The following is a 20,300-nucleotide window of genomic DNA, read 5'->3' as shown; positions in this document are numbered from 1 at the left end:
CCTAGCCCCGCACTGCCGCCACTGGTTGACAGAGTTGATCGGCAAATTCCTGTTCCGTAGCGGCCATTTCCTGTACGGCGGTGGCCATAATCTCAGGGATCGATTGCCCCGCTGCATAGTGAGCCAGCCATTGCTGGGCGGTGTTTCCCTGTCGCAGGATTTTCTTAATCGGTGCCAGAAAGCAGCTAAAGCCCTGTGCCTTGGCGATCGGCCAAACCTCTTCGTAGAGTTCGGCTACCCAAGCGGCTGCCGTTAGTTGCCGGCGATCGCGCCAGTGGGTCAGCACGGCCTCTAGGCTGTTTTTTGCAGCAATCTGCTCGTTTTCATCGGCTAGTTGTGCCAACATCTCGCCATCCCCCCACCGCAGGGGGTCAAGATCAGGGGTATCCAGCAATTGCAGGAGCCGCGCCTCTAGAAGAGCGGTCATCGCCAGTAGGGAAATGGCATCCGTAACTAGATCACAAATTCGCAGTTCAAGGCGGTTGAGATCATAGGGTCGGCGATCGCCATTGGGGCGCACAGCACTCCACAAGTGCCGCACATTTTGCATCGTGCCGCGTTGGAGTTGCTGCTCTGTCCACTCAATGAAGTGGGCATGGCTAGTAAATAGGGGCACTTGGGGTGGGGTCTTCGGAAAGATTGCCCAACGGGTGGAGTGATAGCCCGTTACCTTGCCATCAAGAAACGGCGACGCAGCACTGAGCGCCAGAAACAGGGACGCCTCCAGCCGCACTAGCCGACAGGCACGGATCAACTCTTCTGGATCCCGCAGGCCAATGTTGATGTGGACACTGGCGGTGACAACCCTTGTGCCATAGGTTTGCTCAATGTAGGTGTGGTAGGGATTCTGGGGGTCAGAGCGATAAAAGCGTTGACTGTCCCCTAGACTCAGGGTGCTACCGGGAACCAGCGTTAAATCCCCTAGGGATTGCAAATAAGCGCGCAGCCGAAAGCGGGGGCGCAGCAAGTCACAGAGGGCTTGGTCATATAGAAAGACCGGCGGGGTTGTAAATTCAACATTGCGGCTATCGGGTTCACGCACAAACCCCGGTAAGTCCCTCACAATGCGATCCGACAGTCCCACAATCTCGCCCGTGGGCTTACCCGTGTAGAGTTCAACCTCAAAGCCCTTTGACAACATGGCATCCCTTTGGCTAACTTGGGTCAGCGAGCCCCCTCGCAGAAAGTGGGAATTTTGAGCTACTTAGCCACAATACCATGCCCGCGTCCCTGCCGCACATATGAACATTCGTAAAACCCTCCCTGTGGCGATCAAAACCTGATCAGTTAACCTGTATTATCAATGACACAAATCACCCCTATAGTGAGAATCTCAAGATGTTTGGTCAGCGGCGAGTCGAAGCAGATGTCCGTGTCAGTCGCGTTTTGGATCGCCTGGGAATCCGCTATCAAGTGGATGAGGATGGTGATTACCGCGTTGTCTTTGAGCTATCCAACGGTCGAACGCAACAGGCCTTTATTGACTCCAAAACCCAGCAGCTGGGAAGCTATGAAATTCGGGATGTCTGGTCTGTGGGCTACAGTTGCGAGGGCTTTCTTGACCAAGAGATAGCCAATTATCTGTTAATTGAAAATGCCAATAAGAAAATTGGCGCTTGGGAGTTGCGTCCCCTTGCTGACAATAGGTATATCGCTGTATTTTGTACGAAGGTTGCTGCTGACTGTGACCCCGAAGCCCTTTACACCAGTATCCGCGTGGTTCTTGAGGTGGCAGACGAACTTGAAAAAGTTCTTGAGGCGGGCGATCGCTTCTAGGTTAGTTTGCAGTGAGTCCCCTTAAAATCAGGGTTTGAGGCCAGTGGGGAGCTTCTGAATGCCCCGCCCCTAGGTAGGGATTGTCATTTTCATCTGAAATACTAGAAAATACTCAAACCCGCTTCCTGAGAAACGCTAAGGGATTCAACGAAAGCATCAGGGTTGGAGGCAACTTGGCAGATCTCTCGGAAGCAAGACCCAAATGTTTCAATTCTTATAGCTAGTAGAAAAAACTGTTAAATATTACAAAAGAATTTTTATTTTGCTTCCACTGCATATCCCAACTCACGACACTGGATAAAACATTAGCTGCGATCGCCCAAGGCGCACGGTCGCCGATTCGCAGTGGAGTCAATTGTTCTAGGAAGGCCATCCATGTACTACGAACGCAAACTCTTTGCCCTCCTCCACGACCCCTACCTCAAGGCGTTGTACGGCAACAAAGCTCTCAAAGGCCCATGGCAACAGGTGTCTTGCCTGAATCAACATGCCCAGGATTTGGAAAATTGGTGGAAGCATCACGGCGGTATTACCGCAGACCATATTGCCTCGGCCAGCGATCGCCTGAGCTTTCAGCGCGGCATGAGCACCCCCCCAACAACCACTGCAAATATCACCCAAGTGGAAATTCGTCACCCGATTACTGGTGCCAAAAGTGATTTGAACTTTGCCTTTGCAGCGAGTCTCAGCGATGAGAATTTAGCTGAAATTGAGGCGCAGTCCATCTGGAGCAAGATTCGCCAAGAAACCGATGCTGAAAAGGTCTTCTGGTGGTTTTGGCGATTTTATGGCGAAGCCATTGCTGGCGATCGCCGCATCAAAGATCAAGCGGTCTATGCCAAAGATGTCTTGCTGTTACCCTCAGACACGCGCATTCCCGACTGCCCCCTCGAAGCCCACACCTCGATTACCGCTGCCCTTGCCGGTACCCTCTTTCCCCGAAACGCCAGCAATGGGGATAAACCGCAGCACCCATGGCTGTTGATGTTTTCCTTTTCCCCCGTGCAGGAATTCATTAAATCCTCACGCAAGCTGCTGGACTTTTGGTCAGGTTCCTATCTACTCCACTACCTAAGTGCCAAGGCCTGCTGGTTCCTTGCTGAACGCTATGGCCCTGATGTTGTGATTACCCCCAATCTCTACAACCAAACGATCATTGATGCCTTTCTGCTGCAAAAATACCCAGACTTTGAACCCTACTTTGCGGAATTTGGTATCCCCAAACCAGTTGAGGCACAAGGGCAGCCGTCCTCCAGCTTGGTGACAGCGGGTTTTCCCAACGTGATTACAGCACTCATTCCTGAACAAGACAAAGACACGATTGGCAAAGAGCTTCAAGACCATTTGCGGGAAACATGGCTCAACCTTGGCAAAAATGTGCGCCAAGCCATCAAAACCAAGGTACGGAGTGGCTATGAAGATTGTCACTGGATTGCTCACATTGAAGCGTGGATTGATACACAGTTTCCTGCAGCAGAACAAGAGGAGTTAAAGAAAGAGTTTCTCAGTTGGCAGCAGGGAGGACGCTGGGAGTGGAATGCCCTTTGGCAAGCCCAACTGGAAAACTTTTGGGAAAGCTACTGGATCGCTTTGCCCCTTGGGGAGCCAACCCAACCTCTAACCTGCCAGCGTGGAGCATCTACCTACCCAACTTGGAAAACCGCCCAAACCACGTTAGCAAAAGCCGAGGATCCCCTGCCCACTCAGGTTGAGGAAAAGGTGTATGCCACGATTAACGTGGGTACATGGTGGCCATTGCTGCAACAACGCCTTGGTTCGGCTCTCTCCGCTGTCAAAAACACTCGCAGCTGGCAGTTTCCCGCTTCGCCGGGTGAGCGCTCCTCGATTTCTGGGGCCTACAGTGCCCTGCACCCCAATCTCCTGTACCGCGATCCCTTTCGCGAGGGGCATGGCCTGCCAGTGAGTTCCCTGCGCCTGTTTTGGTATGTGATGAGCCAAGCCTTTCCGGGGCTATTTAATGGCAGTGAGCGCTTGAATGCGATTGAAGTCACCAAGCGAATGGCATGGAAACATGGCGGTGTCGCTGAGTCTTTGGGAGTTGCGTGCCCTGAGGAGGACTATGAAAACTTGGTGCGCTTTCCCAATGCCAGCAGTATCGCTGCCGCTCGCTTTATGGTGAAGTATCCCGATCAGGTCAAGCGGTATTGGCAAGAATTGAAGCAAGAATTTACTGCCGCTCACGCTCGCTTTAACAGCACCACTTGCCGCCCAACCCAGATTCCCCAAGTAGATGCCGGGCTAGGGAATTACAACGGTGTCATGTTCTCGGCCAAGTGGTTGGCAGAAGCCTTAGGTCTTGACAGTAAACAGGAGCTGGCCGAACTTCGGAGGGCGGTGAATCAGACACAAAAACGAGTGGGTTGGGGCGATCGCTCCCCTGCTGACTGGTGGTGTATTCTCTTGGCCGATGGCGACAGCATGGGCAACTACGTCCGCGGTCGCAACCTGAAGAAGTATCGTGAGTATGTTGCTACGAACATTATTCAAGACATTCAGCAAAGAAAGAGCTACATCAAAAACCCTGATGAGTGGCAAACACTGCTCAACCAGACCCCCAAACGCATGGGACCTGCCACCCATGTGGGACTCAACCGTGCCCTGCTAGATTTCTCGAATCGTCTGGTGCCCTACTTAGTGGAGCAACGTCACTGTGGCCGTGTGGTCTATAGCGGTGGCGATGATGTCATGGCCGTCTTGCCCCTAGAGGATGCCCTCTCGGCGATTCATCTCCTACGTCAAGCATGGTGTGGCGGTACGGATCCAGCCGGCGAATTTGAACCCCACGGCGACTACTGGCAAACGGTTCAGGGCAAGACAGCGGCTAAGGTCTTGGACATGCGTCGCCTGTTTACGATGGGCAAAGGGGCAACAATGAGTATGGGCGTGGTCATTGCCTACAAGAGTGTTCCTCTGCCCACGGTTCTAGAAAACCTCTGGCAAGCCGAAAAGGAACGGGCGAAAAAACTCCCCGGCAAAGATGGCCTCTGTTTCCGGGTGCTCTATGGGTCTGGCAATGTCCTCGAAGCAGTGTTGAAGGGTGAACTGCTAGAGGCTTGGAGCCGACTACTTGAGCAAGCAAATGACGATGTGAGTCCGCTGCTGTACCGACTCGTGACAGAGTTGCCCCAACACTGTTGGTTGAGCAAAGAGCGGGTCATTGAGAAGGCGATCGCTAGCATTGCCAATCGCCGCGAAAAAGACATCCCTTCAGAACTGATTGAGCAGCTTTGTCGGTGTTGCAATCAATGGGAAGACTGGGCACTCCAGCATGAAGGTCAGCTAGGAACGGATCTGCAAGACCTGCTCAACCTGTTGCGGCTCATGGCCTTCTTCATTGATAAACGGTTTGTACCCCCAAGGAGTAATCAGGATGGCGATCGATGAAAGCAGAGAGTTCTAAAACTCATTTGGGCAAAACTATTCTGCTTCAAGGATAACGAAAGACACATGAGGTTGATTATCATGACTGAATTAAGTTGGTATCGTCTAGATCCCCTAGATGTCCTCCTTTTTCGTGACTCCCGACCCTTTCAACCGGGAGAAGGCTCTTGGGCAAAAAGTCTCTTTCCGCCCCTGCCAATTACGGTCTTTCAAGCCTTACGCTCTCTGTGTGACTCCTACGCGCAAAATCTGGAGTTTCTTGGGCCTTTCCTCATTGATGCCAAAAACCAAGTCTGGGTAGACACGCCCAAGGATTTGGTGTGCATTGGCAACAAAAGCAACGAGGAAGTCGACATCAATGATCGTGCCGACCTCAGTAAAGTCAAGGGCTTTGCCCGCACTCAACCCACTGCCACCGACGACCCTGCTTGGAAAGATGTCCGCCATCCGTTGCCGGGAAAGTTACGCCCTATTGTGGAACCGACCCTCAGGGAGAATGAGCAAGCCCAAGGCCGACCGGCTCCCCTGATGCGCTTGGATGCTCTTGTCCTCTATCTCCAAGGAAAGCTGGATCAGCTCAACGCCAAAGAGCACTTCCATGATTTGCCGTGGTCAACCCAAGTCCTCCCCCACATCAAAATGCAAACCGAAAGTCGCAATGTGGAGGACGAAGCCGGCTACTTTACGGAAGTGGCCAACCGGATGCATCTGGGCTGGGGCTTTGTGGCCGGCATCAGTGTTGCCAATCTAGAGGGAGTCGTGCGCATTGGGGGTGAGGGTCATCAAGCCCAGGTGCATGCCCTAAAGAAACCTCCCTTTGCAGACCTAGAGCGGTTTCAAGGCACCGGTCAAGAAACCCTAGCCTACGTGCTGACTCCCGGCTTGGCGCCCGTGGTGGCTGACGCACCTGTTTATGGACTGTATCCCCATGATTGGCAAGAGCATCTGATTGGTGTGGTGGGCGATCGCCCCCTTTTAGCTGGTGGTCTCAGTACCTTTACCCGTCGCAATGGGCAACCCCAATTGGGCTATTCCGCACAGCGTGCCTATGTCAGGCCGGGAACTATCTATCGCTTTGCTCAGCCTCCCTCTCCCCAGCCCCAACAACTCCTCGGCGGTGTAGCCCCCAAAGCTCGCACCACCTTTGAAAAACTTCACTACGGCCAATTGCTCTGGGGCACTGCATAACCACCCGAATACGAATGGATAAATAGGTGAGCACCGATACACGTTGACCTCAAAGAGACTGGATGATCAACAATGTTTAACCTTGCCTACCTCTACCTTCTCTCCCCCCTCCACACGGGTGGCACCACCCAAGAGGGCAACCTTCTCGGCATTGCGCGGGAGTCCCACACAGAGTTGCCCTACATTCCCTCCAGCACGATTCGGGGTCGCTTGCGTGCCAGTACCCCCCACAAAGACCGCAACCGCCTTTGGGGCAACACCATTGAAGATGTCATGGGCGGCGAAAACACCAACCTTACCCAAGGGCAAGTGTGGGTCGGCGATGGTTCACTCCTGTGGGTACCGGTTCCCTCCCTCAGCCATGGCGTGATCTGGATTAGCTGCCCCATGCTGCTGCATCGTTGGCAACGCCTCACTGGTCAGTCCTCAGGAACAGTCGCTGCCTACAGCACCAGTTTAGACACCAGCAAACCTGTTTATCTCAAGGACGCGATTCTCAAAGACGATCAGCTCAAGTCTTGGGAGGAATGGCAAGAGTGGATTCCGATCCGCGAGCAAACCCAAATTCAACAGGTCTTGGTTCTACCCGATCAGCACTGCAAAACCCTCATTGAAACCAGCCTGTGGCGACAGGTCAAGGTGAAACTCGATCAACACAAAACCGTTGAAGGCGGTTTTCGCTACGAGGAAGCCATTCCCCCCGATACATTGATGTACTTCCCGTGGGGGACGGTTGCCCAACTCAATGGCGCCGCAGAAAAAGTGGAAAGCGATCTGCGGGATGTTTTCGATAGCCACCCAATTCTCCAAATTGGTGGTCAAGAAAGCCTTGGTCGCGGCTTTGTCCAACTTGTAACCCTTGGGAGTTAGCTATGGCCTTTGATCCACGCACAATGGCACAGCCAGTCTATGAAGCCTTGAGTAAACTGCGGAATGATACAAAAGACGACACTCGGCTGCGGGAGCAAAAAAGCCAAGCCGTTGAACTCTACACCTACTTGGCCACTTGGGGACTGATGCGCCTAAAAGCGGAGGAAGCCGCTCTCAGTCAAGAGGGGAAGAAGGAGGTTGTCAAAGCTTTTTTCCGTGCCCTTGAAGAAACAGCGCATGTTCAGAATTTGGCGGATGACAAAGGCTTGGAGACCCTCAAGAAACTTGACACAGAATCCTACCTTGGCTTAACCGGCTTAGGGTTACAAATTGCCCGTGAATTTAGCTTCTGGACAACCGCCCTTTACGTTGACATCGGCAATGCAGACTAGGAGGAGTACAACATGACAAATAACCCTGCATTACAGCGACCTCAAACTCATAAAGCAACACAGCGTCCCAATTCAAGAAACGCTGGCAATAGCGGTAGTGGTAAAGGTGGCAGAGGCAATAGTGGTGGTTCCCAAAAGGGCGGGAACAGTGGGAACACTCCACCCCCCCCATGGCTCGAACATCCCCTTGATCCAAATCCCACCCCCCATCGAAGTGCAGGGTTTGTCGAGTATCTGCGCTGGATGCGATCGCCCGCTAGCCCCGCCAAAGATGGTACGAAAGTGGAACTAATGACAGTGGCAGAGCAGGGTGACTATCGCCAACGTTTGCAGGTCTTAACAGAGCGCACTCGCCAAATTGCCGGCAAAAACAATTGTTTTGCAGTCACCTGCCCATGGCGCATCCGTGTTGGTGGCCACCGTGGTCCTGAAAGTATCCTTCTGCCTGCCTTTGATAACCTAGGCATTCCCTATATTCCCTCCAGTACCTTGCGGGGCGTTGCTCGTGCCCAAGCCATTCGGGAGGTGATGCAAAACGAAGGCGTACCTTGGGCTGAAGCGGATAAACTGGTCGGCCAGTCTTACTTTGGCCATCTTGAGAGCAGCGACTCTAGCGAAAAAGCTGGCAAAATTATTTTCCTCGATGCCTACCCCTTGCCTAAACAGAAGAATGGGGGGCTAGCAGTGGACATGGCCAACAACCTTTGGTCATGGAATAATGGCGACCTCAAGTACTCTGCCAATCCGAACGTTTTCTTTTCACTGCGGGAAACCTCGTTTCTCATTGGTATCAAGCCCACAAAGCACTGTTCTCCTGAAATGCTCCATCAGGTCAAGGAGTGGTTGATTCGTGGCCTAACCCAAGGGATTGGTTCGCAAGTGAATGCAGGCTACGGCGTTTTAGTCGAACCCCAAAAACAGGTGGGGCGTGGCTTCTTTAGTGTGGATTTTACTGTTCAAGGCCAACTCATCCACGGTCGCCAAGAATTTACTGGATGGAGATGGAATGATAGAAATCAACAATGGCAAATGCGGGGACAACCAGAGGCCGAGGTGCGAGCCACAGCCTTCAAGTCAATGCTACGGTACTGGTTTCGTGCCTTTGCGCGGGGGGTGTTGCCCCCAGCAGAAGTCCAACGCCTTGAGGGAATGATTTTTGGCGCAATTCAGCCGCAACCCAAACATGGCTACCTGCGGGTACGGGTGATTAATGGGAGGGTGACCCAACCTGAGGCACGCCCTAATGAGGAAGGTAAAAACGATCCCTATGGAGAAGAACAGGGGACACTGGTATTAGACTTTTCTTCTGAAGTTCCTGATGCCCACAAAGAAACGCTAAAAGAGCTGGCAAGCAACTTGATGTGGCTCATGTTTCACTTGGGTGGCATTGGTCAAGGGGCACGTCGCCCTTGCTACTCTCGTAAAACCCGTAACCAAGCACCCTGGTGGCGTGGTTCTAATCTGATTCCTGAAGACGAGGCTCCCTTTTGGGAACTCCCCAGCAGTGCCAAGGAATTCAAAGAAATTTTTCAACAGCGACTTCAAAGGTTTTATGAAGCTTTAGGGCAGCTTAGTAATCACCCAATCAACCCGACTCAACCATTATCCATTGGCACTGTTACTACCGACCAATGGGCAGAAGCAATTGATGCAAACTGCCGTATCGTCGTTTGCAGTGGTGATCCCAGCGGAGAAAAGCCCTACGGCCTTGCCCTTCTTCATGACCCTAGCCTTAAGGTAAATGGTAACTACGACAAAAATCTCTGTGGTTCCACTGGCAAACCCTCGCCAGTTTGGGTGGCTGACTTAGAGAACTATCAAGTTATTACGATTTTTGGGGTCACCAAAAATCCACGACTCAAGTTTCTGAAACACTTGAATACGTCTGGAAGATGTTTGCAACTATTTCCTTTCAAATCTTCTTGACCTTTTGAGCTTGAATAAATACCTAAGAAGCCATGACCGACTACTACGACATTCTTGGCTTGCAGCCGGGTGCTTCCAAAGAGCAGATCAAAGCAGCCTATCGCCGCCTCTGCCAAGAGTGCCACCCTGATAAACTGCCTCCTGAGACCCCCAAAAAGGCGCGGCAAATCGTCGAGGAGCACTTCAAGCAAATCAACGAAGCCTATGCCTACCTCATGGAGCAGGGCGATCGCCCGCCCCCACCTACCCAACCAGCAACAGATGTTAGAACTGCCCGCTCCATTTTCGATCCCGCTCGTATGGAAGCCGTAGCTCGGAAACTGGAGACAGAGCGGCAGGCCATTCAACGGCAGTATCAGCAATCAATCAATGCTATTGACCAACAACAGCGGCAAAAGCTAGCTTGCCACGGCCTCAAGATTGACGATTTGGATACAGTCGATCCAGCAACCAAATGGGGCAACGTTATTCAGGGGGGGATTCTCTTGTTGGTTGGCCTATTGGTAGGGAGTGTAGGCGGTCTTTTGGGCTTTCTGGGATACCTGTGGGCTTTCTTCTGCTTTTGGGGAACCTTGGGGGCAATGCTGACAAAAACAGTGAGTCCCCGAAAATATAAAATTATTTGTGAGATTAAAAAGGAAACTGAAGCAGCAAAGGCCGCTGCTGCGCAGAAAAAAGAACGACGATTACAGGAGCAATCTAGTTACATTCGTCGTCAGATTGACTATTTCAAAACTCTACCCTTGGAAATGCTTTCAGAATCCTTTGTTCAAAATTTAAGTGATGAAGATCAGTTTTTCCTGCTCTTGGCCATCAAAGAAAAAGAGGATGATGAGCAGTGGGCGCGCACAGTTGCAGCCGGTGTAGAGATTGCTGCAGCAGCGGGTGTGGTTCTACTGCTGTCGCAACTCTTTCTGGGTGAGCCATTCTAATCTGAGCGCAACCAAGAAAAACAGGAAGGGAGGAACGATCGCCCCCCTATTAGGAAGAGTTTTGCTGAAACGCATTCTACCCCTACCCTTAGCGAAATAAAATGTGATAGCATAACTGTTCTGGCATTATACCTAGTGTTTACCTATGCCCAAAGTTCTGGTTTCCGATCCCATTGAACAGGTGGGGCTTGATTTACTTGCCCAAGTGGCACAAGTCGATGTCAAACTTGGCCTCTCAGAGGCAGAACTGATCAAAATCATTCCCGAGTACGATGCCCTGATGATTCGATCGGGAACCAAGGTCACAAAGGAGGTCATTGAGGCCGCCAACCAACTGAAGATTATTGGTCGGGCAGGGGTTGGTGTAGATAACATCGATGTGCCTGCGGCCACCCGTAAAGGGATCATGGTGGTCAACTCCCCAGAGGGCAACACCATTGCTGCTGCGGAGCACACCTTGGCGATGATGCTCTCCCTTGCCCGTCATATTCCCGATGCGAATGCTGCGGTGAAAGCAGGTCAATGGGATCGCAAACGCTTTACGGGCGTAGAGATTTATAAGAAAACCTTGGGCATTATTGGCCTAGGAAAAATCGGCTCCCACGTGGCCACCGTTGCCCGTGCTATGGGCATGAAGCTTCTTGCTTACGATCCCTATCTATCTACGGAACGCGCCGAACAACTGGGCTGCCGCCTCGTGGAGTTGGATGTTCTCTTTGCGGAATCCGACTTTATTACGCTGCACTTGCCGAAGACCCCAGAAACGCAGCATCTGATTAACGCCAAAACCATTGCCAAGATGAAGCCCACAGCCCGCATCATTAACTGTGCGCGGGGGGGCATTATTGATGAGGCAGCGCTTGTGGAGGCGCTCAAGACGGGTAAGCTGGCGGGGGCTGCCCTCGATGTCTTTGAAACTGAACCCCTTGAGGCGGAGTCTCCGCTGCGTGCCTTGGGGATGGAAGCCATCTTGACTCCCCACCTAGGGGCTTCCACGGAAGAAGCACAGGTGAATGTGGCCATTGATGTTGCCGAGCAGATTCGCGATGTGCTCCTAGGGTTGCCGGCGCGATCGGCGGTAAATATTCCGGGTCTGCGTCCGGAGGTTCTTGAGAAACTGGCGCCCTACATGCAGTTGGCGGAAACTCTTGGTAATCTTGTGGGGCAATTGGCGGGTGGTCGGGTCGAGTCTCTGGAAGTCCGTTTGCAAGGGGAATTGGCCACCAATGACAGTCAACCGATTGTGATTGCCGCTTTGAAGGGGCTACTCTCACCAGCGCTGCGGGAACGGGTGAACTACGTGAATGCTGGGTTAGAAGCTAAAGAACGGGGAATTCGCGTGGTCGAAACCCGCGATGAATCACAGCGTGACTATGCGGGATCCCTAGCGTTGATTGCTAAAAGCCCCTCGGAAACCCGCTCGGTGTCTGGTGCCTTGCTGGCTCACAGTGAATTGCGCATCACCAGTATTGATGACTTTCCCATTAGTGTGGCGCCAACCCGTTATATGTTGCTGACGCTACACCGCGATATGCCAGGCATTATTGGTAAAATTGGCACCCAGTTAGGGAGCTTTAATGTCAACATTGCCAGTATGCAAGTGGGACGCAAGATGGTACGCGGTAACGCGGTGATGGTGATTAGCTTGGACGATCCCCTACCCGAAGGCCTCTTGGAGGAAATCTTGAAAGTCCCCGGTATTCGTGATGCCTATATCGTGAATCTGTAGGCACGGTTGTGGTACAGCGTTGGTGGGAAATTACCGTCACTTGTCAAGCTGAGGCGGAAGAGCTGGTCTATTGGCGCCTTCAATCCTTTGGCTGTCAAGGTACGGCAACCCAGCAACAGCAGGGGCGGGTGTTGATCCAAGGCTATGTGCCGCAGCAGCAGGTGACCCTACTGGACATTGCTGCCCTAGGGGTTTGGATTGAGCAAGATGTGGTGGCGCAGGGCTACCTCTCGCCAAAACTCCACTGGCAGTTGGTGAATGAACAGGATTGGGCCCATAGTTGGCAAGCCTATTGGCATCCAATACCGGTGGGCGATCGCCTGCTGATTTGTCCGGCTTGGGAAACCCCACCCCTTGACAACACCCGCTTGGTGATCAAACTGGATCCTGGCATGGCCTTTGGCACCGGCACCCATGAAACCACGCAGCTTTGCCTTGAGGCTCTAGAGATGCAATTGGATCAAACCTTTGAGCCGCTGCCACCCACGGTGATGGCTGATATTGGCTGTGGTAGCGGCATTCTGGCGATCGCCAGCCTCTTGCTAGGGGCAAACAAAGCCTATGCCGTGGACACCTCGGATCTGGCGGTGACTGCGACTCAACGCAATGCTGAACTCAATGGCATCAGAGCCGACCAGTTGATTGTCAAGCAAGGGAGTTGGGAACAAGTCCTCGAACTGGTGGATGGCCTTGTCTGCAACATTTTGGCACCCGTGATTATCGAGATTCTGCCCCACTTGCCAGCAATTGTGAAACCCAAGGGCTGGGGCATCTTTAGTGGCATTCTTTTGGATCAAGCGGATCGCGTAGCGGCGCAACTGGAACAACAGGGCTGGAGCTTGGGCAGTGTCTGGCGACGGCACGAATGGTGTTGTCTCAATGCTCGCTTTGAGCGTTTGCCAGACTAGAGGGAGCTAGCTTTTCACCTTGGCCGCCGGGCGCGCCAAAGAATACGAAGCCATTAGTTCTTGGTAGCAGGCCTCTAGGCGATCCAAGTTGTGACTGAGGCTATAGTGCTCCAGCACCCGTTTGCGGGCTTTGTCCCCTAGGAGGCGAATCATTTCCGGGTGTTGATAAAAAATGGGCAGCAGCGTTTGCAACTGGGTTTTCACATACTGGGGATTCAAGACAATGCCTGCCCCAGTGAGCACTTCACCATCGGCACCCACATCGGTAGCCAAGCAGGCCAAGCCACAGGCCATTGCCTCTAGGAGCGACAGGGATAACCCCTCAATTTGCGAGGGCAAAATGAACACATCACAGCCGCGTAAAATTTGTAGCCGCTCTTGATCATTAACGATCGAGCCAAGCCAGAGAATATTTTGATCTGGACCATAATTGGCCATCAAGGAGGGCATCAGGGCACCGCCACCCACCATTAGCAACTTACAATCCGCCGGCATTTCCGCTGCACACCAAGAGCGCAGCAGCGCTTCAACATTCTTCTCAATAGCCATCCGGCCTTGATAGATATAGAGGTAGCGTGCCTTAAAGTCCTCTTTGGTCGTAGAAGGTCCCGGTGTATATTTTCGCGTATCGACGCCATTGGGAATCACCCGCAGCGTCTCAGCACCAACCCCAAGACGAATCAGTAGTTCCTTTTGCGATTGGGAAAAGACAATCACGCGGTCATAGCGAGCCAAAAAGGGGGCATACAGTTGGTAAGTCATCAAGGCGGTGCCCGTCGTTAGGGTACGATACTTTTCGCTGTAGGCAGGATGAAACGTGGCAACCAAGGGAATGTTTAACTCTTCACAAATGTCGGGCAGAAAGAAATCGAGGGGGGAGAGGGTCAATGAGGCGTGGACAATATCGGGTTTGAGTTTTTTAAGGGACTCAACCAGAACTTTGTTGGCTCGCAGGGAGGGCAGGGTATAGACTTGCGATTTATACAGGCAAGGGAGCGTCACATCTGGCATCTCCCCTTCGTTCTCAGCTTCCTGTTCATCCTCTTGGGCAAAATGCAGAAAGCTCACTTGGTACCCGCGATCCAATAGCCCATTGGTAATTTCACGACTATAGGTGACATTGCCGCAGGGGGGAGATTTTTTGCCAAGCCATGCGATGTGTAAAGCCACGATTATTGATTCCTTGATTTATTACGTTATTTATAGAGCAGCGGTACCCACTTGATCAATGATCCGAATGGGGCCATTGACATCGCCGCTGAGAAACTGCCGCAGGTAGGGATTATCGGTCGTGCGGGCTTCGGCATGGGTGCCCTGCCAGCAAATGCGCCCTTGATAGAGGAGAATCAGGCGATCGCCCGTGCGCTCAATGGTACTGTTTTGGTGGGTAACGACAACGTAGGCATGCCCCGTCTTCTCCCGTAATTCGCGAATCAAATCCTCAATCACTGTTGAGGCAATGGGATCTAGCCCTGCCGTTGGCTCATCGTAAAGCAGCAGGTAGGGGTTGTCATTGGGATCTTCGGGATTATCCACAATGGCGCGGGCAAAGCTGACTCGCTTGCGCATCCCCCCAGACAACTGCGCTGGGTAGAGGTCTTCCATGCCAGCGAGGCCGACCATCGCTAGTTTTTCACTGACAATTTCGCGAATGCGTGCCTCCGGCAAACGCGTATGCTGGTACAGGTAAAAGCCGACATTCTCAGCAACCGTGAGGGAGTCAAAAAGGGCAGATTGCTGAAAGACCATGCTCATCCGCATCCGACAGAGACCTTCTTGCCGTAATCCTTGACGGCGTTCTCCTGCAACATACACTTCGCCTTTATCGGGAGCGACTAAGCCAGCAATAATCCGCAAAAGGGTTGACTTACCGGTTCCCGAAGGCCCCAAAATCACTAAGGCATCATCGGGATAGATGGCCAAATCCACATCATTCAGCACCTGCTGATGGCCAAAGGCTTTGCAGACACCGCGTAATTCCACCAATGGTTCGGCCATCGTGTCAGCCTCTCCTAGCTAAAGGCTTCTACTTGAAGGTCTGCGATCGCTTGCAGGCCGCGGGCATCTCCTAACTTAAAAAGAGCCGCCTTGGCATCTTCTTGAACCCCCATATCACTGTCTTGGAGAGCGGCAATGAGTTGATCAATCGCTTGGGTGTAAAGAGGCCCAAGGGGAATTTTGCGGCAGGCATGACCTAAGGCCCAAGCACAGTTACTGCGCACAGCGGCAATTGCATCCTGAGCCAAGGCAAGGGCAAGGGCAGGAATGGCAACCGTCGCCGCCTCTTCACTAGCTTCTGCCACCTGACCCAAGGAACTCGCCGCCCAGAGACGCACGGCAGAAATATCCGTTTGCAGGGCACGAATCAAGGGATCAAGGGTGCGCCGATAAATTTCTGGCAGGGGAAAGCGGACGCCACAGTTACCCAGCGCCCAAACAATGCCTTTGCGGACATAGCCATTCCAGTCCCGCTCCAATTGCTGAATGAGGGCATCCACCGCTGCCAAACTGGGGTTACGGCCAAGGGCATAGGCGGCACTGACACGGACAAGGGGACAGGGTTCTTGCAGGAGATTAATGAGATAGGGTGTGGCGCGTTCATCCTGCAATTCGCAAAAGGCGCGAGCCGCCAACATCCGCTCCGTCACATCGGCGGAGGTCAGCAGAGGCAACATGGCTTCGGGATCGGGGCGATCGCTCTCCTCACTCGGCAGCGCCGCTAGTGCATCTTCCGAAGTGTCGAGAAGGGGGAAATCATTGTCATCCATACTGTTTAATCTACAGGATGCTTGGAATCCCGACTAGAGCGCACCGTTGACTTCGCCGCGAAAGCCATAGATTTGGCGACTGCCACCAAAGGCCACCAGTTGCACCACCCGCTCATCCCCCGGCTCAAAACGAATGGCGGTGCCAGCGGCAATATCTAAGCGCATTCCTCGTGCCTGTTCACGATCAAATTGGAGGGCTGGATTGACTTCGTAAAAGTGGTAGTGAGATCCCCCCTGAATTAGGCGATCGCCCGTATTGGCCACCGTTAACGTCACCGTTAGCCGGCCAGCATTGAGTTCAATGGTTCCCTCTGCGGGGATAAGTTCACCGGCAATCATGGGCATCTCAGCCAATCTCTAAAGATATCCCTATCCTAGGGGTAGAGGCGCACCCGCTGCCAGTGGTCTCCTTGGCGCCGATAGCACAGGCGATCGTGGAGGCGATTGGGTCGCCCTTGCCAAAATTCAATCAGGGTCGGTAGAACGCGATAGCCCCCCCAATGCTCTGGCCGAGGGACATTTTCGCCATAGCGGGCTTCCACTTCCGCAAGGCGGGCTTCCAAATCGGCGTAGGATTCTAAAACCTCACTCTGCTGGGATGCCCATGCCCCCCAACGGCTACCCAAAGGACGACTCTGGAAGTAGGCATCGGACTCCGCTGCACTAATTTGCTCAACAGTGCCTTCAATGCGCACCTGCCGTTCTAGCTCTGCCCACCAAAAGACAAGGGCAGCCTTGGGATGGGCGGCTAATTCTAGACCTTTGCGACTGCGATAGTTCGTAAAAAAGACAAACCCGCGATCGTCCACATCTTTGAGCAAGACCAGTCGTGCAGCAGGCATGCCATCGAGGCCAACGGTGGCCAGCGTCATCGCATTGGGTTCCGGTAATTCAGCGTTGACCGCATCCGTAAACCAGAGGCGAAACTGTTCGATCGCATCCTCAGCCGCCTCACTTTCGAGGAGACGTTGACGACGGTAATCACGGCGCAGATCAGCAATGCGGGTCATGGGGTTTCTTCGGACTCATTTGTTGGGGTTTCTTCACTGATCCTAGAGGATTCCACGGGCGATCGCCGCCACAGGGCGCGGAAAAAATAGCTCAGCAGCAAAAAAATCAAACCAAACCCCATAAATAGGAGTACTCGCCACACCGGCGCAAGATGGATGAGATCAACGAAGAAAAGCCGCACCAAAGTAATGATCAGCGTGATTAGAGCCACCGTGCGCACCGCTGAGGTGTCCCGTCGCAACCCATAGATCAGCAGTCCGACGCCAAAGAGTCCCCAGACAAGGGTGGCTGCCCCCGTACCAAAGGGCGCCAGTTCGTGCTGCATCCAGATCATCGTCACCCCATAGCCCAATATCCAGTAGAGGGGGCGGGTGGGTGGGGGCAAAAAACGGATACTGACTGCTGCGGCGCCAAGCACCACCAAATGGGAGAAAAAAGCCAGATTCAACAGCGGGGGGCGATCGGCGGCAGTAAACAGCAGTTGCCCAACAAAACCAAGGCCGAGCAGTCCCCACCAAAGATGGGCAATAACCCGCAGGGTGCGCGAGGCATAGTGTTGGCTCAAATAATGCAAAATCAGCCCCTCGATCGCCAGCGGTGCGAGGATAAAGCGATTGCTGTAGTAACGAACAACAATGCCAAGGGCAATGAGCACGAGTCCCGTCAAGCTATAGACCCAGCGCCAAGGTTGGGGAATGCGTTGCCACAGTACACTAGTCACTAGGTAAAGGCCGCCAAATAGGATCAAGACCCGACCCGTTAGCGTTGCCGACCAATCCCAGAGGAAGGCACTTAAGCCCAAAGCAATCAGCGGATTAAAGAGGGCGATCGTCTGACCATAGGGCGGTGGGGAGGTCTCCTGAGGGCGATACAGCTCCCCTGCCCTGTCGCGATCGCGTCCCTGATACCAAGGGGGTAATACCGTAAAGCCCAGCCAAGTCAACGCCAGAATGATCTGTAATGCCACGACCCGATCAAGCCGTTGAGCAGTAATAGACACCGTTAACATCAGCCATCCCAACCAAAAAGCTGACAGCAGGAGCGATCGCCAGCCCTTCACTGCGTAAATTGCCCAACTGCCCAAGAGAATTAAAAAGGTATAACTGGCCAAGGCCAAGGGACGACTCATCTCTGTGTTGTAGAGCAGCAAAGGGGTTGCTAAGCCGCCAACCACGCCAATCACCGCAAAAATGGCTCGATTTTGGCGCAACGAGATGAAAAATGCTCCTAGGGTCACTAACACCATCAACGGGAAGGCCACACCCCAAGGCATGACGGTCAAAAACTGATAGGCCGCAAAGATCGTCAGGTAATAGGTCGCCAGACCGCCCCCCTGCAAAAACTGGCTAAAGATGGCTCGCTGCTGCAACCGCCAGCCCAACCCCATCAGCACTGTACCGATGATAAAGCCCATGGCCACAAGAACTGCATCGGTAATCCAGCCCAATTCAACGGCGTACCGAAAGAGGAAGCCAATCCCCAACAGCAGCAGGCCGATGCCGAGACGGTTGAGCCACAGTTCCCAATTTTGTAGCCAGTCAGCTTGGGAAGGCCTCACTGGGCGTAACGGTGGCACCGCTGGAGATTCAGGCGCTGGGGGTTGTAATTCAGTCGCAGGGGCAGGAGCGATCGCCGTCGGTTCCTCAGGTGGCGTTGATGGTGTTGCAGGTTCTGGAACTCCAGAAGAGGAGAGGTCTTCACGGAGAATGGCTCTTTGCAGAATCTCGAGCGATCGCTGCAGGGCAGCCACAGCGGCTTCTAAGTTTTCAAGACGACGCCGCAAGTCATCCCTATCTTCCATGGTTCGGCTCCCTACGGACTATATCCCCGTTTTATGCGCTAGAGGAGAGAGCCATTCCTTGGGCAATGCACTTTATGAAGTGGCTAGAGGCGCATCCCAAAAGGGGTAAAACGGGAAACAAAATTGGGTGAGAAATCGTCCTATGGCACACAGAAAAGGTCGCAAAAAGCAAATTTTCTCTTTTAGATAAATTTTTATTTTTGGTGATCTGAGTCACAGAAATCTTCAGAAATTAAAAACGATTTGTTAAAAGTTTATAAAATTTTCTTATTTTCTTTCGTCAACTGTAAATTCCGTTAATATGCCAGTCTGCGTAGGTTTCACCGCCTTCAGCGCTTTTTTATTCTTTTTCAAAATGTTTACCATGAACAAAATGCCCCTGATGCTTGATTCTAGGCCTTCGTGGTAGGTTGAAACAGTTCCGCGATGAGAGCGAACACGGCACCAGTAGGGGTAACCCCTGTGTGATGTTGGTGCCCTACTGTCCAGCCGTATGGATGCCCTTTTTAACGGACGCCTATGAAAAAAACGCTTTATGTGGGTCTGACAACAAGCACGTTGGCTGTGTTGGGAATCCTTTCCAGTAGCCGTGCAACCACAACCACACCAGCCATAGAGTCAGGTTCAGCCCCCTCTTCCGCTGTCGTTGCCACCAAAGTGGGGGAACGTCAATCCACGACCCCAACAGCAACGCGGGCGATCGCCAGTCTGCATCGTCACCAACAGCAAGGCCGCGAAGCCGTAACCGTCTATTTGCGGGGGATTCCCGTACTCACCTTCTTGGGTCAACGGGTAGCAGCTACAGAGGGCGTCAAAGTCGCTGCCGCCAACGGCGCCGGGATACCAGAGCAAACCACCCTCTCAGAAGCAGCCCAACAGGCAACCATTCTCACCGCTCGCCTCAATCAGCTCCACGAACAGGGCTTTGATGCCAACCTTGTGCGCGTGGGTTGGGATGCCCAACAACAGCAATACCGCATCTACGCCGACAAAGAACCTCTCCTGACTCTGAACCATCAAGTCACGCTTCCCAATAGTTCACAACGCAATGATGAAAACGCCCTGCGCATTGCTAACCTGATCCGCCGCCAACTGGGGAATGCCCCTGCCCTAACCAGCGTAGAGGGTAGACCAAATACCGTTGTGGCCATGGGACCGATTCGGATGCAGTTGACGGGTATTGCCTCGTGGTATGGCCCCGGCTTCCATGGTGCCCGCACTGCCAATGGCGAGCGATTTGATCAGGACGCCCTGACGGCGGCTCATCGCACACTGCCCTTTGGGACACGGGTACGGGTGACAAATCTCCAGAATGGCCGCTCAGTAGTGGTGCGCATTAACGATCGCGGGCCTTTTACGGGGGGACGGGAAATTGACCTCTCGCGGGGGGCTGCGGCTGCCATTGGCCTCATTGGTGTCGGTGTCGGGTCTGTGCGCATTGACGTTTTAGACTGATTAGACTGATCCCCACCCCCCAAAAGCAAAGTGATAGAATGAACGACATGCTAGGGGTGTCTGCGGTCAGAGCAGGCTGAGAGCAAACCCTTAGAACCTGAACCAGATCATGCTGGCGCAGGGAAGCTGTCTAGAGAGGATT

The 20,300-nt window shown here is 53.1% G+C and carries 17 protein-coding genes and 1 riboswitch; of the genes, 10 read left to right on the top strand and 7 right to left on the bottom strand.

Annotated elements, in window-relative coordinates; genetic code table 11:
• Nucleotide 1: 1 nt before the first annotated feature.
• A complete protein-coding gene (gene gshA / locus RHI63_RS00490) occupies nt 2–1,141 on the bottom strand; it encodes a glutamate--cysteine ligase (protein WP_310743925.1) in 1,140 nt (379 codons plus the stop codon).
• 197 nt (nt 1,142–1,338) lie between these two features.
• Between gshA and RHI63_RS00485 the strand changes: the two genes are divergently transcribed.
• The 9 genes from RHI63_RS00485 (at nt 1,339) to prmA (ending at nt 13,123) form a co-directional block, all read left to right on the top strand.
• Nucleotides 1,339–1,776, top strand: a complete 438-nt coding sequence (locus RHI63_RS00485; protein WP_206200602.1) for a hypothetical protein — start codon at nt 1,339–1,341, stop codon at nt 1,774–1,776.
• Between the two features lie 375 nt (nt 1,777–2,151).
• A complete protein-coding gene (gene cas10, locus RHI63_RS00480; protein ID WP_310821699.1) occupies nt 2,152–5,181 on the top strand; it encodes a type III-B CRISPR-associated protein Cas10/Cmr2 in 3,030 nt (1,009 codons plus the stop codon).
• A gap of 78 nt (nt 5,182–5,259) precedes the next feature.
• Nucleotides 5,260–6,366, top strand: a complete 1,107-nt coding sequence (locus tag RHI63_RS00475; RefSeq protein WP_310821697.1) for a type III-B CRISPR module-associated Cmr3 family protein — start codon at nt 5,260–5,262, stop codon at nt 6,364–6,366.
• Between the two features lie 72 nt (nt 6,367–6,438).
• Entirely contained in the window at nt 6,439–7,236 is a 798-nt protein-coding gene (gene cmr4, locus RHI63_RS00470) for a type III-B CRISPR module RAMP protein Cmr4 (protein WP_310821696.1), read from the top strand.
• 2 nt (nt 7,237–7,238) lie between these two features.
• Nucleotides 7,239–7,628, top strand: a complete 390-nt coding sequence (locus RHI63_RS00465) for a hypothetical protein (RefSeq protein ID WP_310744672.1) — start codon at nt 7,239–7,241, stop codon at nt 7,626–7,628.
• Between the two features lie 12 nt (nt 7,629–7,640).
• The gene (locus tag RHI63_RS00460) at nt 7,641–9,554 is read left to right on the top strand and encodes an RAMP superfamily CRISPR-associated protein (protein ID WP_310743191.1); all 1,914 of its coding nucleotides are present in this window, start codon (nt 7,641–7,643) and stop codon (nt 9,552–9,554) included.
• A gap of 32 nt (nt 9,555–9,586) precedes the next feature.
• A complete protein-coding gene (locus RHI63_RS00455; RefSeq protein ID WP_206200596.1) occupies nt 9,587–10,486 on the top strand; it encodes a J domain-containing protein in 900 nt (299 codons plus the stop codon).
• A gap of 145 nt (nt 10,487–10,631) precedes the next feature.
• Entirely contained in the window at nt 10,632–12,215 is a 1,584-nt protein-coding gene (serA, locus tag RHI63_RS00450) for a phosphoglycerate dehydrogenase (protein ID WP_206200595.1), read from the top strand.
• Between the two features lie 8 nt (nt 12,216–12,223).
• Nucleotides 12,224–13,123: a 50S ribosomal protein L11 methyltransferase gene (prmA, locus tag RHI63_RS00445; RefSeq protein WP_206200594.1), complete on the top strand. Its 900-nt coding sequence runs from the start codon at nt 12,224–12,226 to the stop codon at nt 13,121–13,123.
• Nucleotides 13,124–13,129: 6 nt separating this feature from the next.
• Here the strand turns inward: prmA and RHI63_RS00440 are convergent, their stop codons facing one another.
• From RHI63_RS00440 to RHI63_RS00415, 6 genes are read right to left on the bottom strand one after another with little or no spacing between them, the layout of a single operon-like run.
• Entirely contained in the window at nt 13,130–14,293 is a 1,164-nt protein-coding gene (locus RHI63_RS00440; RefSeq protein WP_302678555.1) for a glycosyltransferase family 4 protein, read from the bottom strand.
• A 30-nt stretch (nt 14,294–14,323) separates the two neighbouring features.
• Nucleotides 14,324–15,121, bottom strand: a complete 798-nt coding sequence (locus RHI63_RS00435) for an ABC transporter ATP-binding protein (RefSeq protein WP_206200592.1) — start codon at nt 15,119–15,121, stop codon at nt 14,324–14,326.
• Between the two features lie 14 nt (nt 15,122–15,135).
• Entirely contained in the window at nt 15,136–15,891 is a 756-nt protein-coding gene (locus tag RHI63_RS00430) for a HEAT repeat domain-containing protein (RefSeq protein WP_206200591.1), read from the bottom strand.
• A gap of 33 nt (nt 15,892–15,924) precedes the next feature.
• Nucleotides 15,925–16,230, bottom strand: coding sequence for an urease subunit beta (locus RHI63_RS00425; protein ID WP_310743536.1), 306 nt, complete (start codon nt 16,228–16,230; stop codon nt 15,925–15,927).
• A 35-nt stretch (nt 16,231–16,265) separates the two neighbouring features.
• Nucleotides 16,266–16,901: a pyridoxamine 5'-phosphate oxidase gene (pdxH, locus tag RHI63_RS00420; protein ID WP_206200590.1), complete on the bottom strand. Its 636-nt coding sequence runs from the start codon at nt 16,899–16,901 to the stop codon at nt 16,266–16,268.
• Entirely contained in the window at nt 16,898–18,703 is a 1,806-nt protein-coding gene (locus RHI63_RS00415) for a DUF2339 domain-containing protein (RefSeq protein WP_310821695.1), read from the bottom strand. The genes pdxH and RHI63_RS00415 overlap by 4 nt, the downstream gene beginning before the upstream one ends.
• Nucleotides 18,704–19,222: 519 nt before the next feature.
• Here RHI63_RS00415 and RHI63_RS00410 point away from each other — a divergent pair.
• The gene (locus tag RHI63_RS00410; RefSeq protein WP_304941100.1) at nt 19,223–20,158 is read left to right on the top strand and encodes a septal ring lytic transglycosylase RlpA family protein; all 936 of its coding nucleotides are present in this window, start codon (nt 19,223–19,225) and stop codon (nt 20,156–20,158) included.
• A gap of 42 nt (nt 20,159–20,200) precedes the next feature.
• A riboswitch (TPP riboswitch) is annotated at nt 20,201–20,299 on the top strand.
• Nucleotide 20,300 lies beyond the last annotated feature (1 nt).

The organism is Thermosynechococcus sp. GLH187 (assembly GCF_031583395.1).
In the GTDB taxonomy this organism is placed as follows: Bacteria; Cyanobacteriota; Cyanobacteriia; order Thermosynechococcales; family Thermosynechococcaceae; genus Thermosynechococcus.
The sequence above is the reverse complement of the archived record's forward strand: the minus strand, read 5'-3'. Positions and strand labels throughout refer to the sequence as shown.

Excerpts from the sequence above, each read along its gene's own strand:
- RHI63_RS00460 (WP_310743191.1), top strand. The coding sequence starts at position 7,641 with ATGACAAATAACCCTGCATTACAGCGACCTCAAACTCATAAAGCAACA.
- RHI63_RS00475 (WP_310821697.1), top strand. The coding sequence starts at position 5,260 with ATGACTGAATTAAGTTGGTATCGTCTAGATCCCCTAGATGTCCTCCTT.
- gshA (WP_310743925.1), bottom strand. The coding sequence starts at position 1,141 with ATGTTGTCAAAGGGCTTTGAGGTTGAACTCTACACGGGTAAGCCCACG.
- RHI63_RS00410 (WP_304941100.1), top strand. The coding sequence starts at position 19,223 with ATGAAAAAAACGCTTTATGTGGGTCTGACAACAAGCACGTTGGCTGTG.
- RHI63_RS00455 (WP_206200596.1), top strand. The coding sequence starts at position 9,587 with ATGACCGACTACTACGACATTCTTGGCTTGCAGCCGGGTGCTTCCAAA.
- RHI63_RS00430 (WP_206200591.1), bottom strand. The coding sequence starts at position 15,891 with ATGGATGACAATGATTTCCCCCTTCTCGACACTTCGGAAGATGCACTA.
- cmr4 (WP_310821696.1), top strand. The coding sequence starts at position 6,439 with ATGTTTAACCTTGCCTACCTCTACCTTCTCTCCCCCCTCCACACGGGT.
- RHI63_RS00425 (WP_310743536.1), bottom strand. The coding sequence starts at position 16,230 with ATGATTGCCGGTGAACTTATCCCCGCAGAGGGAACCATTGAACTCAAT.
- RHI63_RS00415 (WP_310821695.1), bottom strand. The coding sequence starts at position 18,703 with ATGGAAGATAGGGATGACTTGCGGCGTCGTCTTGAAAACTTAGAAGCC.
- RHI63_RS00435 (WP_206200592.1), bottom strand. The coding sequence starts at position 15,121 with ATGGCCGAACCATTGGTGGAATTACGCGGTGTCTGCAAAGCCTTTGGC.
- RHI63_RS00485 (WP_206200602.1), top strand. The coding sequence starts at position 1,339 with ATGTTTGGTCAGCGGCGAGTCGAAGCAGATGTCCGTGTCAGTCGCGTT.
- cas10 (WP_310821699.1), top strand. The coding sequence starts at position 2,152 with ATGTACTACGAACGCAAACTCTTTGCCCTCCTCCACGACCCCTACCTC.
- pdxH (WP_206200590.1), bottom strand. The coding sequence starts at position 16,901 with ATGACCCGCATTGCTGATCTGCGCCGTGATTACCGTCGTCAACGTCTC.
- RHI63_RS00465 (WP_310744672.1), top strand. The coding sequence starts at position 7,239 with ATGGCCTTTGATCCACGCACAATGGCACAGCCAGTCTATGAAGCCTTG.
- serA (WP_206200595.1), top strand. The coding sequence starts at position 10,632 with ATGCCCAAAGTTCTGGTTTCCGATCCCATTGAACAGGTGGGGCTTGAT.